Raw genomic sequence first — 16,802 nt, forward strand, 5'->3', positions numbered from 1 at the left:
ACCCCCAGGGACAGGATTTCGCTCCTTCCCTGGAAGCAAACAACAAGAAACGGCCTCACCCTGTACAACACTCAACAGGGGAGGCCGTTTCTCATATCTTGCTGTCGTCCTGGTCACCAGCTTTATGCCGGGATGGACGAGCGCTTTACTTTTCCAGACAACATGCTCTTACCGCGTTTACTTCACCTTCACCTGAATGGTATTGGTGCTTGTTGCTCCCGCAGCATTAATCAGCTCGGCCCGGTACGTATACGTGCCGGATGCCTTGCCTTTCACCGAAGTCACGGCGAATTGCGGCAGCGGGGTTGTAGCTTTGAGCGACTGCGTATCAATCAGCTCATCGTTCTCGTAAAGACGATACTCGGTTGCATTGGTTCCCCACCAGAGGTTCATCATCACTTTATAGTTGCCGTCCACATCCCAGTTGTCATGAGAGAGGGTCGCTTTGCCAGGCAGTGCATCGGTTACCCGTACAGTCAGTGTCTGACTGCGTGTAACTCCTTTGTCATTAGCAAGCTCGGCAACATAAGTGTAAGTGCCATTGGTTTTGCCTGTAATTTTCGTATGAGCAAACTGTGCCCAAGGCGCATTATAAGTCAGCTTTTGCGAATCCACCAGCACGCCATCCTCATACAGCTTGTAGCTGGTCGCATTTTCACCCCACCACATGTTCATCGTTACAGTATAGTCGCCCCCTAACAGACCGTTTACAAAGCCGTTATTATGGGACAAAGATGGCGTTCCGGGCGCTTTGGTCGCTGGTGTTTCAGGCTCTGTCTGTGCAGACTCCACCTTGATGGTGGTGCTCGTCGTACCTGCAAGACCCTGCTCGTCTTTCACTGTTGTTACTACAGTGTACGTGCCGCCCTCAATGCCCTCCAACGCATAATTGAAGCCGCCATCTGCCTGTACTGTAAATGTTCCTTCTTTCAGCGTTGATCCATCTTCTTTTTTCACCACGTAGGATGCTTTCAGCGCAGCGGTTGGATCAAACGTGATACTCCAGCCTTTGGCCAGTGCAGGAGCCACTCGGAAATACAGATCATCTACCGAACCGTTAATCACAACGGCATCATCAGCTTTGAACTCCAGGTTTTGCGGAGCTGTTACCGCTGGTGCTGTCTTTTTAACCAGAAACGGAGGTGTATCTTCCTTATAGGTTTTGCCGTCCGCGCCAATGGTTGTAATATCGACTGTATACAAGCCATCCGGCAGTTCAGCCACTTCATCTGTCGTGTAATCAGCATACTGACCATCCCAGGCCAGGTTGTACCTTGTATTCGCGTTAAAATTATAATAATTGCCGAAAATCGAGCCAATGTATCCGTCTTGATAATAACCACCGTCCGGATCAAGGCCGTTATAGATTTCGATAAGCGCAAACGTCATCGGATTATGGAACTCCATTGCAACGTTCAATGTATCCAGAGAACCGTCTGCCTTCAACGGATAGTAGAATGGATTTTTCGCAGTTCCTTTAACCGTCTCAATGTATTTCACTCCACTGGACGTCACATTAAAGTGAGCCACATAAGGCACTGTAAATGTATTTGTTCCATTCGTAATTTCAATGTACCCCTGTGCCTCGGTTACCGCTGTAACCCCGCGAGGTACGGTAACGGTTACTGCCAATTCTTCCTCCCCATTCAAAGTGAATGAAGTTTTATCTACGGCAACAGATACCCCTGGCACCGTTCGTGTCGGATTCACATTGACCGTATACTCGCCACCATTTCCGTTCAAGGCCTGAACCTTGATCGTTTTGGTCACTGTTTTTTCATCTGTGCTCATAAAGTTGCCATAGTTGATGCTGCCCGTGATGTTTTCTTTTTCAACAACCGAGCCATTCTCGGTATACCGGGTTACATCCATGACTTTGACAAAGGCAGCAGGATCAATGGATTTTACCGCCTGGATGCGGCCTGCACCTTGATCAAATACATCGTATTTCGCTGTATCAATAATTTTAGCATTATTCATCAGAGCAGCCTTGACATCAAAAGGCGTCCAGTCCGGATGCTTTTCTAGCAGCAGTGCAGCCAGACCTGATACGTGAGGAGCAGCCATACTGGTTCCACTTTTGCGATCATACGCTTGTGAATAATCAGCATCTGGTTCATCTTTGCCATAGGCAGGAACTGTTGAAAGAATGTTGGAGCCCGGTGCAACGACATCCGGTTTGATATCAAGCGTTACTTTGGCAGGCCCGCGGGAGCTGGATGAACTCATCTCGTCCCCAGGAGTCTGACTGCGCTCAAAATCACTGAAGCTCACTTGAACGGGTTGGCCTGCATCCAGCTCAGCCTTGATCACTTCGCCATCTTCCTTGGACATGCTCAGTGTCGGGATCAGATCGAAGCTGTCACCAAGACTAACGCCAATTGGCCCAGGAATATTGTTAAATACGACAACACCTACCGCTCCGGCGGCTTTGGCATTCGCAATTTTCTCTACAAATGCAAGCTCGCCACGCTGAATCAAAGCTACTTTCCCTGTAAAATCCTTGCCTTCAAAATCAGCCGGTTTACCCAAAGCTGCAAATTCAACAGCATACTTGTCTGTCAAAACAGATTCAGGATCAGCCGCAAGACTCCAGCCCATCACATCCAAGCGATAGACCGATTCGGTAACATTCAGTGGCGCTTGCTCCGACTGTGCCGGTGCAGGTGTTGTCTCAATTCCATCTTGAGTCTCAGATGATGAAACTCCGTCTGTTCCTTCTGCCGCAGGAGCAGGTACTTCCGATGTTTCATCATTAGTCGTTGCCGTGTCTGCAGCTTGTGCAGGCTCAGTCTGATCAGGCTGGGAAGCTTGCTGTGCCTCATCGGAGACTGCAGCATTAGAAGCATTTCCGCCATTTTGTGCAGATGCAGCAATTTCTCCTGTATCGCCTTCTGGCGCAGTCACTCCAGTTTTACCTTCCGGTGCGTTTACCGGTGACGATTCAGGAAATTGTGTTTCGGGAGCACTGCCCAGTTCAGGTGTTTGCTCGTTCTCTGGAACCGGCTGCTGCTCAGGTGTTTCTTCCTGACCCTCTTCGCCAATCCAGAAATGTGTATTAGCCGTAATCAACTGGCTAGGACCTGTCGAATTACCTACCGTAATCGCCATCGCGGATGCACCCGGTGAACCAAGTGTATAACGGTTAGGCCCGCTATTACCGCTCGATACCACTGCAGTTACACCAGACAGCATGGCGTTGTTCAGTGCAACTGATGTCACATAGCTTGGATCATTGTTCGCAGCACCAAGCGACAGATTGATAACATCCATGCCATCTGATACTGAGCGGTCAATTCCTCCCAGCACCCAGGATGTCTGTCCGTTTCCGTATGGCCCAAGAACTCGATAAGCATAGATGTCCGCTTCAGGAGCAATCCCAACAATGCCATAATCTCCTGCTTCACGGGCAGCTACCGTGCCGGAGACATGTGTGCCGTGAGAAGTGTAATAAGAGCTGTTTCTATCATCAAACTCCGGCTGGCCTGATGCTTTCCACTCTTCATAAGTCGCTTCATATGGATCATTATCATTATCTACAAAATCCCATCCGCCTTTATAAGCGTCACGCAGATTCGGGTGATCGTAGTCAATCCCGGTATCAATGACTCCCACCTTCACACCTTTACCTTTATATCCCAAGTCCCATACTTCAGGCGCTCCGATAAAAGGCGCGGTATCTTTCATATGCGGATTGACTTCACCTGTGTCTGGTGCCAGGGTTACTTCAAGGTCAGGATATACACTGACCACTCCTGGTATTTGAAGCAATTGTCCCAATTGATTCCCCTTCACTTCAAGGGCTACACCATTAAGGGCATATGCATAATTGTCCAGCACTTCGTGTTTGATTTTTTTCTGAGTGAGGCTATGTACAAATGACTGTTGTTGCTCTTCAACTTGAGTCACAGCCTTTGTTTCCATAGAGGAGGTAAATGATCTTCCAGAGAGGGTTGTTTCACCTTGTGCTACAGCAACAGGTTTATTGGACAGCTCGACGATAACGCGAGTATTCTCTCCGCCGAGACCTTCCAGACTTTTATCCAAAAATGGATCTGCAGCAATTCGTGCCTCCCGATCGGCAAGCACTTCTCTCATCTGCTTTGCTTCGGTGCTGTTTAACGTATTATCCAGTTGAATTGCGGAATCTGCAGGAGCAGCTCCGGCAGCTGGCAGGATAAGTGAAAAAACCATAAGGACACTCAATAACATGGATATCAATCGTTTATTCAAGGTTATGCCCTCCTTCATCGTGTAAACCTCACCAAAATGGGTTCTTGCTCTCTGTTAAGCACTACGATTCTTTCGACTACATTCACCTCCAATCTGCAAGATGTTTGACCCTTGGTAAATTATTCTACCAAAATATCTCATTTTCCTTCTAATTACTTACATTATGATATAGAAATTACTTATATGGGTCTTTAGTAGGTTAAACATTCGCATTTGTATATTCCTGTCGTTTGAATATTCAAATTCAAAATATGGGTTGGAGACAAGAAAAAACCATACATCTCTGAATGAGATAAACGCATGGTTTTGAGTGAGTTTTATTCGAATTAAAACATTCTTATGGTAGGGCGGAGATGTGGTTCAGACATTCTTTTTCTATAGTTTTAAATTCATATAACAAAGTTTTTAAATTATTCAAACTTGATTTTCTGGCTTGAATGCTTCAATACGCAGTCGTTTGTAATCTGCATAAATCGCATCATTTTTCCACAGCTTAGGTTTGACGATTTCGCTAATTTCCTGACACCATTCCTTCACCTGTTCGGGGTTAACCCCCTTGAAATAATCATCTCCAAAATGAGTCAGCCAGCCTGCAATTCCATCCTCACCATCTGCCAGTTTAGTAGGACGATCGTAGTGATAGGCCTGACGAACCATAAATCCCCTGTTCTCTAAAATACGGCTGTACTGCCCAATGGTCGGAAAATACCAAGGATTACGTTCCGCTGCGTTGATGCCTGTATGTCGCTCCAGCACCTCTTCCACCGCTTTCACAATGATCTGCACATTGCCCTGCCCGCCAAATTCAGCTACAAATCGCCCTCCCGGCTTCAAGGCGTTCCATACACAGTCTACAACGTCGCTGGAATTACGCATCCAGTGTAAAGCAGCATTCGAGAACACAGCGTCATATGCTCGTTCTGTATGAAAGTGCTCGCCATCCGCCTCCATAAACTCCAGTTGCGGGAACTTTTGCTTTGCCCGGGCAATCATATCCGAGGAAGCATCCATACCGGTTACCTCTGCTCCCAAAAGAGAAATCTCATGCGTTAAATCTCCGGTTCCGCAACCGAGATCGAGAATGTACTCACCCACTTGGGGACGCAGCCAGGAAATCAGACTTTTTCCATACTCCGATACAAAAGCCAGTTGATTGTCGTAGTCCTCGGCCTGCCACTGATTAATTGATTTCATCTTCTCCACCGTCGCTTTCGCTGTTGATAGATATATTGTGGCACAATTCATCTTATTGTTTAAATATATTTAATCTATCTATCTTATAGGTAAAACAAATTAAGGAGCGAGCGGGCATCTATTCTTCTGAATGCATACTAGAAACTGAATGTCACAGTTAGTCATTTATTTGGCAGTTCTTTCGGTGACTAGCTTGGAATTGATCTTCCGTTAAGGTCCGTCGCTGGTGTGTTTGGCGCAGGCATTATCTTGCTGCCAGATTTTTCGCTGGAAGAGTAAAACCGGGTACCGTGTTGGGCGGGCTTCTTCTACGAGACACGTTGACTGGGGGCGCATGCATTTCCTTCTACGGGGGATGGCGACCTGGCGCGGCGTAATTTCTGCCACTAAGTGCTCATTAACTTACTTTGTAAATACAGCATTAATTCTTATCCTGTTCCTTTGCATGCCCGCCCCCACCAGAGCTCCTCTCCATTCACATCGGTAATTCTAACGAATCGAGACAACCTTATTCTAGTGAATTTGAGCATAATCCAATTCTAACGATTCGAGGAAACGCTATTTAGGCTAAATGGAACGAAAAAGAGTGTTAAACTCGTGAAATAGACGAAATAAGCTTTCTACGATTCGTTAGATTTTTAGAATGCAATAAATGAGGCAAATAACGCTTCTCTGAATCGTTAAAATTTTGATGTGACGTTGGTACCGATGATGATGGTGGTTGTGGTTGTGGTTGTGGTTTTTGCGGTGTTTGCGCGTTTGCAGTGGTTGCGGTGGTTGCGTGTTTTCATGTTTGTGATGGTGATAGTTGTGAGGGTTACGTTGGTTGTGCTAAAGGTTACGGTGAACTCACTGTGCTCCCCCCACATCATCAAGCTTGCCCATCTGGACTCACGTCCCAGGAGGGATACTCGCCTTGCAGGCGAGACTGCGATGCCTTTCCTCCCGAAGCCGATGCTTCGACGAACCCTAGGGGTTCTCATCCCCTGAACGCAAAAAGAAGCTTCCCGAAGGATGCTTCTCTTCATGACGTCCCAGGAGGGATTCGAACCCCCGACCGACGGCTTAGAAGGCCGTTGCTCTATCCTGCTGAGCTACTGAGACAAGTATGTATAACAAAAATGCGGAACGTTCTCTATTATACTCCGATTTCTATATTTTTCAATAGTTTTATTAAAATTAATAATGCATCCACTAAACGCCCTGCGCCGTATAGTATGCATACTGCTATCTGAAGCCGAATAAGCTATTGGTTTTGAGGTAATAGTAATAACACTCTTCTACGGGAAGCCTGTCCAAAACCTTGCGCCCAAGCCATCATCAACGGGTGCGGCACATCCCCTACTTATTCAACTTCCCACATGAAGGGTAATTGGTTTGCATACATACATTTCAAAGTTTTATTGAAGGAGAGATTAGCTATGAGACAACTTTTATCATCATTATCCTATTTCAGTATCTTCTTTGCACCTTTTCTATTTCCCATCATTGTATGGATTGTTGCGCGGGATGAATACATCGCAGGACATGCAAAGCGTGCACTCTTCTCCCATATCTTCCCATTCCTCGCTGCGATTCCGCTATTATATTTCTTCGTGACCTCCCAAAGCGTGGGATCAGCTGTCGGTTTTGTTGTTTTGTTCTTTGTCATCTATGGCCTGAGCTTTGTGTACAATATCGTAAAAGGCATTCAGGTTCTGCGTGAATACTATTGATCCCGCAGCAGTGAATATCACATCACATCTCATCTCATCTCATCTGCTCAGCAATTCACTCGCATGTGATCCGAATGCTGACAAAATGACAACACCCCCGCCGTACCCGGCGGGGTTATGTGTGTTTACACTCATACTACAATTAAAACCACACTACTTAGGGAGTGTCTTGAAACCACTGAAGTGCATCTTTTACCACCCTTTCCGCCCCCTTGCTGCCCTACTTTTCCTTAACGTGCCCTGGCACGCCTGTGGTAAATTTCCTGGCCCGGAACAAAAATTGTGCAAAATCTGCTTCCTGCCTTCATCGTTTTCAGACACGCCCAGTTTTGATCTGGTTTGGTTCCACCCTAACGATACCTCTAATTCACTCGCTAACAATAACTTTGATCTTTTCCCCTCACGCTTGACCGATCAGATACCGCTGAAGTGTGGGGCCAAGCAAACCAAAAGCAAACAGGTTACTTTGAAACTGCGCCTTGTCCTCCTCGGCTGTGACGCCTTCGCTATTTTCAAACGCTGTATCTGTCGCATCCTCAAAAGCCGTATGCATGTTATTGTTATACCAGTCAATCGCTGCATCCGAGTGATTGCGTACAATGCGCACCACCTGAAGCTCATTCCCCGGCTGGGTTGAAGCAACATATACAAGTAATGACGGATCTCCCGCGTTGCCAGGCTGTACTTCCACCTCTGCACAAGATAATCCGTCCACTTCCGTTAATCTGCGTATTTTAGCATCCTGAATGGCATACATCGTCATCTCTCTCCTTTTGTTCTAATCATTTGCTTCATTGCTTCGTTCCAGCTTCAGTCATGTTGCCCGCTCTGTTCATGTCGTTTGTTCAATTTGTTGCCGGGTCTCCGGTGTGCCTAGCCGGTAAATCTCTCGATATACCTGCTGCAAAACCGCTTCATATGCACGGTTCACATCATGTTCTGGCGTGTCGGGCCACGGAAATACCATCCCGGGAAAGGCTTCTTCTTCCTTTTCCTGCATAAGATAAAGCAATCCCAGTAAATGCTCGGCTTCCTGCGGTGTGGCTTGAATCACCCATTCATAGGATGATGCAGACGAATCCGGTATAACCGAGCGGCCTATGACAGACACGTAATAATTGATCCTGTCCATTGCATGCTCTCTCCTTCACAGGCAGCTTGAGGCTGATATCCCTAGATGTAGTTTCCGAAGAGGACAGACATTTTATGCCTGCATTCGGCATATATTTGTTACGACCTCTGACGAAAAATACAACATTTGCTAGCTGCTCTCGACGCTTGGCAGCATACGGATGAACGACTCGACCAAGAAAGGATGAACTAACCATGTGCGGTATAACCGGCTTCGTGCAGTGGAATCGGGATTTGACACAGGAATCGGAGCTGCTGGTCCGGATGACGGATAGCTTATCGAACCGCGGGCCCGATGCTTCAGGGACGTGGATTTCCAACCCTTGTGCTTTTGGACACCGCCGCCTGAGCGTAATGGACCCGGAGAACGGGGCACAGCCCATGCATGCATTACAAGGAGATACCTCCTATACCGTTGTGTATAACGGAGAACTATACAATGCACCCGAGTTGAAGAAGGAGCTTCTTCAGCGTGGGCATCACTTTCGTACCCAGTGTGACACGGAAGTGCTTCTTGCCTCATATATCGAATGGGGACCTGTGTGCGTTGAAAAGTTAAACGGAATTTTTGCTTTTGCCATATGGGATGGCGGGCGCGAGCAGGTCTTCATAGCTCGTGACCGGCTAGGGGTCAAACCTCTATTTTACAGCCATGCAAAGGAAGCCCTTGTTTTCGGTTCCGAGCCCAAAGCTCTGCTCCTTCATCCGGATGTAGAGGCCGCAGTCGGCCCGGAAGGGCTCGCAGAGGTATTTATCGTTGGTCCTGCACGAACACCGGGACACGGCGTATATTCCTCACTTCATGAGTTAAAACCCGCTCACGCGATGATTTACAGCCGTAATGGCATCAAAACGTATGCCTATTGGAAGCTGGAATCCGTCAACCATGAACACAACCTGGAGGAAACTGCAGCTGAAGTACGGCGCTTGTTACAGGATACGCTGGAGCGCCAGTTAGCCTCTGATGTTCCGGTATGCTCTCTTTTATCCGGCGGCCTTGATTCCAGCGCTCTGTCTGCATTGGCAGTTGATTATTATAACCGGACAGGGCAAGGTCAAGTCAGCACATATTCCGTTGATTATGTTGATAACGCCAAGCACTTTCAAGCGCATTCCTTTCAGCCCGGTGCAGATGGCCCATGGATTCAACGCATGGTTGATGAGCTCAAAACCGATCATCACTGGATCGAGATTGAGAACGGGGAGCTTGTTCACGCACTGAATCAGGCTATGCTGGTACGAGATTTGCCGGGTATGGCAGACGTGGATTCATCACTTTATTTATTCTGCAAGGAGATTAAAAAAGGAGCAACCGTCGCCATTTCCGGCGAGGCCGCAGATGAAGTGTTTGGCGGTTATCCATGGTTCCACCGGGATGAGATGCTAAACTCCGGCACATTCCCTTGGTCAGTCGCACCTGATATGAGGGCCGGATTATTGTCTCCGGAAATCCGTGACTGGATTAAACCTCTGGACTATCTGGCTGACCGTTACTCGGATGCCGTTGCCGAAGTTCCTTTACTGGATGGAGAGACAGGCAAAACAGCACAGATGCGCGTGATGTCTTATTTGAATATCACGCGTTTTATGCCGACATTGCTCGATCGCAAAGACCGGATGAGTATGGGGGCAGGTCTGGAAGTGCGTGTCCCTTACTGTGACCATCGGCTGATCCAGTACGTGTTTAACATTCCCTGGGAAATGAAAATAACAGGTGGACGAGAGAAGGGTATTTTGCGAAAAGCACTTGAAGGCGTGCTGCCTGATGATGTGTTATATCGTAAAAAGAGCCCATATCCCAAAACTCATGATCCTCAGTATCTGGCAGCAGTTAAACAGCAGGTACTTGATATTCTGGATGATCCAGCATCTCCTATTTTACCGTTAATCGACAAAGCACAGATTCGAAATCTGGCCTCTTCACCTGAAGCTTCTTCTAATCTGCCATGGTTTGGACAATTAATGTCAGGACCACAGCTATTTGCTTATTTGACCCAGATCAATGGCTGGTTAAAAACGTACAACGTAGCTATTCGTTAATTTCACTGAAGTGCGTATCGCTCTTCTCAATCATTGTATTATCTATCTCTTCAATCATGGCATTATCTATCCTCTTAATCATCGCATCCTGCAATCTTTTGCATCTTGAACGGGTAAAAACAAAGATGCCCTTACACTATCAACATGGTGTAGGGGCATTCCTGTACATACTTGAATAATAAGACTTTAGAAGAATTCAACAAACTTTACGAGACTTTAAAACGAGCAACCGACTGCTGTAACATCTCAGCCATAGATGAAAGATCATTGGCAGCCGAAGCAATCTCCTGCATTGCAGATAACTGCTCCTCACTCGTCGCACTGACTTCCTCCGTGCCTGCAGCCGCATTCTCCGTTACCTCCATGATCGACTTCATGGATGCATTGATCTGCTCTACACCTGCATTCATCTGTTCAATTGAAGCGGAGACCTCCTGGGTCTGCCCGGCCACACCGCTAACCGCGTTGCGAATATCTTCGAAAGTGCCCCCTGCTTGATGCACCAACTGGATACCTTCCGCAACCTCGGATGACACCATGCTCATGGATTGTGCAGCATTTCTCATCCCCGTCTCAATAGAGGATACCAGCGTCACAATCTCCCCGGCCGATTGCGCCGATTGTTCTGACAGTTTGCGAACTTCAGTCGCAACAACCTGGAATCCTCGTCCGTGTTCACCAGCTCTTGCTGCTTCAATAGCTGCATTCAACGATAACAGATTGGTTTGCGCCGAAATTTCAGAGATGGTATCGACCATTTTCACAATATCAGCGGAATGTTTACTCAGTTCCTCAATAACTGAAGCAAGACCAGATACTGTCGTTTGAATGGAATTCATCTGTCCAACCGCTGAACGTATAGACTCACTGCCAGAGATCGTTTGAGCCGAGGCCTCCGAAGCTTTCTCGGACACAAGGTTTGTATTCTCGGCTACCTGCTGAAATCCGATCGCGAGTTCATTCATCGTCTGGAAGCCTTCACTGACCATACGGACCTGCGCATCCATGCCTGTTGCGATTTCCTCCATCGTCTTGGCCACCTGCTCTGTAGCAGTGGCCGTCTGCTCTGTGCTCGCCGTCAGTTCTTCCGAAGAAGCTGCCACACGTTCCGCACCATCACCCACCTGATGAATAAGCGTACGCAAATTACTGGACATCGTATTAAATGCAAACGCCATTTCACCAATCTCGTCCTTGTTGTGGACAATAATCGGCTCTCCTGTCAGATCACCATCTGCAATTCGACTCGCCGCACGGGCAACAGATTGAACCGGTTTGGAGATGATTCGGCCGATAATGAGGGCAATGGCTAAACCAATGAGGATCGCAATGATGCCTATAATGCTGATCAAACGCAGCACATTGGCGATCTGCACATTGGCCGCAGCAATGCCTTCATCCATCGCTTTCTGCTGATGGTTCTCCATGGAATCTACGATGGCTTCAAATTCACTAATGATCTGCGGCCCGGTTTCTTCCATAAGGCGTGAGAGTTCCTCTGTATTGCCTTGTTGAGTCAAAGACATGATATTTTTAGTAAAATCATAATACTTGCCCATCATCTCATCGGATTGAGCTAAATATTCTTTCATTGTCGAGCTTGTAACGGTTGATTTCAATTCTTCACTCAAGTTTATGTAATCTTCATAAGCCTTTTGAAAAGCGTCCTCATTCTTCTGACCAGGCTGCATAATATAGTTTCTCAAAGCAACTTGTTGTGATTTCAAATCAATTGACATGTTTTTGATGTTCAGCAGCTTGCTGGTTCGGTCATTGATTAAACTGGTATACGTTCTCTCCAAACTTACAAATTGAAAATAGGATATAGCCGTAACCGCTACTAAAAGCAAAAGTACAGATGAAAATCCGATCAGCAATTTTTGACTAATAGATACACTTTTCACGTTGATTCCTCCCGAAATTCAATAAAAGTACATAAATTGTAAGTTTGCGTATTCAACCCTCCTTCGTTTAAGTCTAAAGACCCACAAAAAGATGTGATCTATATAATAAACATGCATATCATCTTTAAAACAGGTCTTTATTACTAATTAATACTAACCCAAAAAGAACCAAACTTGAAACAGAAAATAAATAAATTGTACTAAAAACGTGTCAAGACCTATTTAATTGCAATTAATTCCATATAACCTCTTATGTAAAAATAAAAAAAACACCTTTCAGTAAGAGTCTGTATACAAACCTTCGGTTTGCAACAAACATCGCTGAAAGATGAATTTATTGATGTATAAAAGCCGGGTTACGTTCAAGCAACCCTGTGCCAAATGTATCTCTGAACGGAGAATCCTGCATATGAATATAACCGATATAACACCCGCATTTTTTCATACCGCAAGGTCGTTCTGCTGATAAGGCCTGCAGGCCATCACGATAGAGATGACCAATAATGCGGCGATCCTTGTAGCATCTTTTCACATGTCCCGAGCCCTGAACATAAAAAACGTCCGAGCCTGCGGCACATCGTTTGCCCAAGCTGTCATAGTCTTGCAAATTGCCTTCAAACAGCGGGTCAATTCCGCGCAGAAACTGAACCTCGTCCGGCATATAATACTTGGGCCGATCCTTGAACGCATTAATCCACATATACACATCATCCGGCAAAGCCTTCCTCATGGATTCGATCGCCGGAAAGGCACTGCGCAGCCCTACCGTACCTACACTAAAAGACAGGCCCATCTCCCGTAAAGTCATGCATTGGTTGACAAAAGAACTCTCCTTCGTCTCTCTGGGATGATAGGTTGCCCAGAATGCCGCTTTATCTACATGCAGCTCACGTGCCCAATCCAGTTTGACCGACAGATTCGTTTGAACAGCCACCTTCTCCACATGGGGCATATGGGACAATTCGACCATCGCTTCCCGGTACCATCGACGTACCAAGGCCTCTCCGTATGGATTAAAAAAGATCGAGAAACGATGACCCTCCCGCTCCTGCTCTCTCACCCAGTTTACAAACTGCCGGAGCTGCTGCTGATCTATAGCTAACGTTTCTTTGGAATCCACCGTTTTGCTGAAGGGGCAATAAGGACAATCATAATTGCAGGAAGACAACTTTCCCCGATAATACAACGTCGCTCTCATGAAAAAACAAATCCTTCCATCTGCTCCCGAATGTCCGCAGAAATCAGCCAATCCCCGATGGCATCGGAGTAACCAAGCCCGTCCTCTGTCAAACGAAGCACTTGCTCACCTGCATGCATCTCAAAACAAGCCATATCCTCCTCCAGCAGTTCCATCAACCACGGGTAGTCAGACATTACAGCTGTCCCAAAGCGTTCCTGGTAAGCAGACAGCATCAGTCCCTCCTGGTGAAGCAGCGCTTTTAAAATAAAACGGCGTCTCCGCTCTTCGAGGCTTAACACAATGCCATAATCCGCTGCATCATAACGTTCCGAGTTAACATAATCAGCAATAATGCTCTGTGTTGCTTTGTAGGTTACGCCATACTTGGAAGCATAGTGCACCTCGCTTGTATAGGAGCGTGCGCCACATCCAAGACCGACCATGCCCTCTTCCTGACAGCTGTAAGGCAGCAATGCTTTGACAGAAGACTGCTCTTTTGCAAATCGCCGCATGGAGTACTGCGTATAGCCTTTGCTTTTTAACAGCTCACGCGCGGCCTTATACAGCTCCATACGAATATCAGGTCCCTGACGCTGAATATCTTCAGGCTTTACAATCGTGTTTTCTCTGGTGTACAAAGGATAAATAAAAATCTCACCCGGCTCGTAAGCCAGCACTCGTTCAAGTGAATACGTCCATGACTCCACCGTTTGACCAGGCAGCCCGTAGATCAGATCCAGATTCAACAGTGGAAAATCATGCCGCGCCAGCTTCTCCAGCGCCCGTTCTACCTCCTGCGGTTTTTGCGGACGATAGATCGCAGATGCCTCTGCCTCAATAAAGCTCTGAATGCCCATGCTAACCCGATCCACTCGCCGCTCCTTCAGAATACTTAACTTGCCATCTGTTACCGTGTCTGGTGATGTCTCCACCGAGATCGACGCCTGCTCCGGGTCGAGCCCCATAATCTGTTCAGCAATATCAAACAGGCGGCTGAGCTGTACCTCATTCAGTAATGTTGGTGTTCCTCCACCAATAGCAAATCTTGAATAAGGTCTGCGTGATGTAATGGGTGCCCACTGCTTTGCTTGACGTTCAAGTGCGTGCACATATTGCTCGTGGCTGTCCTGCCGCTTGTCCGGCAAAGTAAACAGATTGCAGAACCCGCAGCGAGCCGCACAAAAGGGAATATGCATGTACAAAAAATAGGTTTCGGTATCCTCCTTCTCCCACAATGACTGCAGCGGGATTGGCGGCTGCAGCTCCCGATAAGCGGTCTTGTGTGGATAGGAGTACAGATAGGAACGATAAGGGAATGTCAGCACGTCACGCAGACTTGACGCCGGATCAGTACCAGACTGTATAACTCTTGTTGCCATTTGCTCGGAATAATCACTCACCCGGCTTCCTCCTTATAAAATAAATTCACGGTACGGCACGGTCCAGACCACATCATGTGCAAGCCGATGTCCGTGGTACCCGTCTTCGCCATAAGCTGTACCATGATCCGAAAAAACCAGACAGAACGTCGGCCGCTCACGCCCCCTCATTGCTTCAAACAAAGGTCCTAATGCCTTGTCCACATATCGCAGAGCAGCACGCTGACTCTCCACCGAGTCTGCTCTCGCTCCTTCAACGTAATAATGATTAGGCCCGTGTATGGCCGACACATTCATAAACAGAAACAGCTTCTCGTCCGGTGCTGTCTGGTCAAGCAGTTTTAGTGCATGGTTTACCTGGTTCTCTGTGGACCTTGGATTGGTTACACCGAAATTCATTCTCCAGTAACTTTGCTGAAAATAACCAGGCAGCACTTTGGCAAGAGCATTCTTTTTCGTAAAAAAAATAACCCCGCCAATACAGATCGTACGGTACCCTTCTGCGGCAAAGCCCGACACGATATCCGGTGTATCAAACAGCCACGTATGAGGGTGCGTCTTCAGTCCCGTGTTCCGTGAATGGAACAGGCGAATATGAGATGCCTTGTCTGTATTGGCAGGTGTAGGCATAAAACCGCCAAAGAAAGCATGATGTGCAGCGTACGTAAAGCTCCCGGGGGTATGCCTCTTCTCCCAGGAACCAGAGCCACACAGATTAGGGCAATGCTGCTCCTCCAGCTTGGCGACATCATAACGCAGCGTATCCAGTGTAATCATTAATATATCGTGGGAGCCCACAATGGTGTTCATATCAGGCATGTGTTACAGGCTCCTTTCGCAAAAACATCATTTCCCATTCATAAGCATTCAGGCCTTGATGCTGGACACGGTACAGCAAATCTCCGAATGGATTCACATCCAGCACATAGGCTCGGGGATTCATTCCACCTGTAAGCATCACGTCGATTCCAGCCGACCATGAATCAGGAAAGGTCATCATCGCACGTTGTGCTGCCTGCTGAATCATCGACATGTACTGCTCGCTCAGACCCGCATCGGCTGGCAGCATCCGCTCGTTGCGTAAATGCAAATTGGTTATTGGCGTGCGACTCAAACGCATGACGGCATGACCAGCCTGTCCTGCCACGACAAGCTGCCGAATGTCATACACCCGTTGATCCAGTGTTGCTTTCGGCATCCATCGTTCAATCTGAGCGCCCTCAGCGCAGAGCCAGTCCATGAGAATCCGAATTTCGTCACGGCTGGTATATTTCTGTAGTTTCCCTTCATTGTAAAAAACAGTCCGGCCCTGAACCGTTTCCATGCCAACCGTAGTTGTTGCGATCTCCGCCCCCGTCCGCGGATTCAACTGGTAAGCAACAACCCCGGAAGCGCCCGAGCCATAGGCAAGCTTGACAAAAACCCGATGCATGCGCGAGTCATGCATCGCCGCACGCAGCGTTTCCGAGCATGTGACAGGCTGTGAGGACGGCAATAACGGCGGTACCGAGATCCCATGTTGTGACAGATGCCGCTGACATGCTCTTTTATCAAACATCAGACCAATCTCTGCCGGGTCATTCCAGAAACGCACATCCGGCCACTGCTCCCGTGCCTCCAGTCTGATCCGCTCCAGGCAAGCCTTCCAGCCGCGAAACCACTGAGCAGGGGCGTAAATTCTGCCCCACTGCTGCTCCAATGCAAGACAGGCTTCGGCAGACAAGCTCTCTCCAAAAGGCTCATTACCCCTTATCTTATTGTCCATGGCCCCCAGATGTAAAAGCTCACGCTCCACCTGCCAGTCTTCGCCCGGAGCATCCAGTCGAATCAACGGAGAAGCAGCGATGGGGACCGACTTCACAAGCTCGGCCAGAGTTCCGCCCTGTCTCCAGGTCCGAAGCAGCTGCTCATACGACAACACCACAGCAGGGCTCATGTCCATTCGTTTCCTGGCCTCCTGCAGCCCCGCCGTCCGCCGATTGTCCGGATTGCCGATCAATAACAAAGGCTGTTGATCAGACATGAA

The 16,802-nt window shown here is 47.6% G+C and carries 11 protein-coding genes and 1 tRNA gene; 2 read left to right on the plus strand and 10 right to left on the minus strand.

The features are described 5' to 3' along the window. Nucleotides 1-177: 177 nt before the first annotated feature. The 3 genes from IEW26_RS30645 to IEW26_RS18020 all read right to left on the minus strand — a co-directional run bounded on the left by IEW26_RS30645 (nucleotide 178) and on the right by IEW26_RS18020 (nucleotide 6,531). Nucleotides 178-4,233 carry a S8 family serine peptidase gene (locus tag IEW26_RS30645; protein WP_188593353.1) on the minus strand — a complete coding sequence of 1,352 codons (4,056 nt, stop codon included), beginning with the start codon at nucleotides 4,231-4,233 and terminating at the stop codon, nucleotides 178-180. A gap of 414 nt (nucleotides 4,234-4,647) precedes the next feature. Next, nucleotides 4,648-5,427, minus strand: coding sequence for a class I SAM-dependent methyltransferase (locus tag IEW26_RS18015; RefSeq protein WP_188593354.1), 780 nt, complete (start codon nucleotides 5,425-5,427; stop codon nucleotides 4,648-4,650). Nucleotides 5,428-6,457: 1,030 nt separating this feature from the next. Next, nucleotides 6,458-6,531: transfer RNA gene (locus IEW26_RS18020), tRNA-Arg, on the minus strand. Nucleotides 6,532-6,848: 317 nt separating this feature from the next. On the opposite strand from IEW26_RS18020, the gene IEW26_RS18025 reads away from it, so the two are divergent. Then, nucleotides 6,849-7,142 carry a magnetosome magnetite crystal formation protein family gene (locus IEW26_RS18025; RefSeq protein ID WP_188593355.1) on the plus strand — a complete coding sequence of 98 codons (294 nt, stop codon included), beginning with the start codon at nucleotides 6,849-6,851 and terminating at the stop codon, nucleotides 7,140-7,142. A 400-nt stretch (nucleotides 7,143-7,542) separates the two neighbouring features. On the opposite strand, the gene IEW26_RS18030 is transcribed toward IEW26_RS18025, so the two are convergent. Both IEW26_RS18030 and IEW26_RS18035 read right to left on the minus strand, forming a co-directional pair. Next, complete coding sequence (locus IEW26_RS18030) at nucleotides 7,543-7,899, minus strand: hypothetical protein (protein ID WP_111268930.1); 357 nt, start codon at nucleotides 7,897-7,899, stop codon at nucleotides 7,543-7,545. A 75-nt stretch (nucleotides 7,900-7,974) separates the two neighbouring features. Continuing rightward, entirely contained in the window at nucleotides 7,975-8,274 is a 300-nt protein-coding gene (locus IEW26_RS18035) for a hypothetical protein (protein WP_188593356.1), read from the minus strand. A gap of 194 nt (nucleotides 8,275-8,468) precedes the next feature. Between IEW26_RS18035 and asnB the strand changes: the two genes are divergently transcribed. Further along, on the plus strand, nucleotides 8,469-10,313 hold the full coding sequence (asnB, locus tag IEW26_RS18040; RefSeq protein WP_188593357.1) for an asparagine synthase (glutamine-hydrolyzing): 1,845 nt from the start codon (nucleotides 8,469-8,471) through the stop codon (nucleotides 10,311-10,313). A 206-nt stretch (nucleotides 10,314-10,519) separates the two neighbouring features. Here asnB and IEW26_RS18045 read toward each other — a convergent pair whose 3' ends face one another. From IEW26_RS18045 to IEW26_RS18065, 5 genes are all read right to left on the minus strand, one after another. Continuing rightward, entirely contained in the window at nucleotides 10,520-12,217 is a 1,698-nt protein-coding gene (locus IEW26_RS18045; protein ID WP_188593358.1) for a methyl-accepting chemotaxis protein, read from the minus strand. Between the two features lie 334 nt (nucleotides 12,218-12,551). Continuing rightward, complete coding sequence (locus IEW26_RS18050; RefSeq protein WP_188593359.1) at nucleotides 12,552-13,415, minus strand: STM4011 family radical SAM protein; 864 nt, start codon at nucleotides 13,413-13,415, stop codon at nucleotides 12,552-12,554. Further along, complete coding sequence (locus tag IEW26_RS18055) at nucleotides 13,412-14,776, minus strand: STM4012 family radical SAM protein (RefSeq protein ID WP_188593501.1); 1,365 nt, start codon at nucleotides 14,774-14,776, stop codon at nucleotides 13,412-13,414. Before IEW26_RS18055 ends, IEW26_RS18050 begins: the two co-directional genes overlap by 4 nt. A 33-nt stretch (nucleotides 14,777-14,809) precedes the next feature. Then, nucleotides 14,810-15,595 carry an STM4013/SEN3800 family hydrolase gene (locus IEW26_RS18060; protein WP_188593360.1) on the minus strand — a complete coding sequence of 262 codons (786 nt, stop codon included), beginning with the start codon at nucleotides 15,593-15,595 and terminating at the stop codon, nucleotides 14,810-14,812. Next, complete coding sequence (locus IEW26_RS18065) at nucleotides 15,588-16,799, minus strand: STM4014 family protein (protein ID WP_188593361.1); 1,212 nt, start codon at nucleotides 16,797-16,799, stop codon at nucleotides 15,588-15,590. The genes IEW26_RS18060 and IEW26_RS18065 overlap by 8 nt, the downstream gene beginning before the upstream one ends. Nucleotides 16,800-16,802 lie beyond the last annotated feature (3 nt).

Source organism: Paenibacillus silvae, assembly GCF_014639235.1.
Taxonomy (GTDB): Bacteria; Bacillota; Bacilli; order Paenibacillales; family Paenibacillaceae; genus Paenibacillus; species Paenibacillus silvae.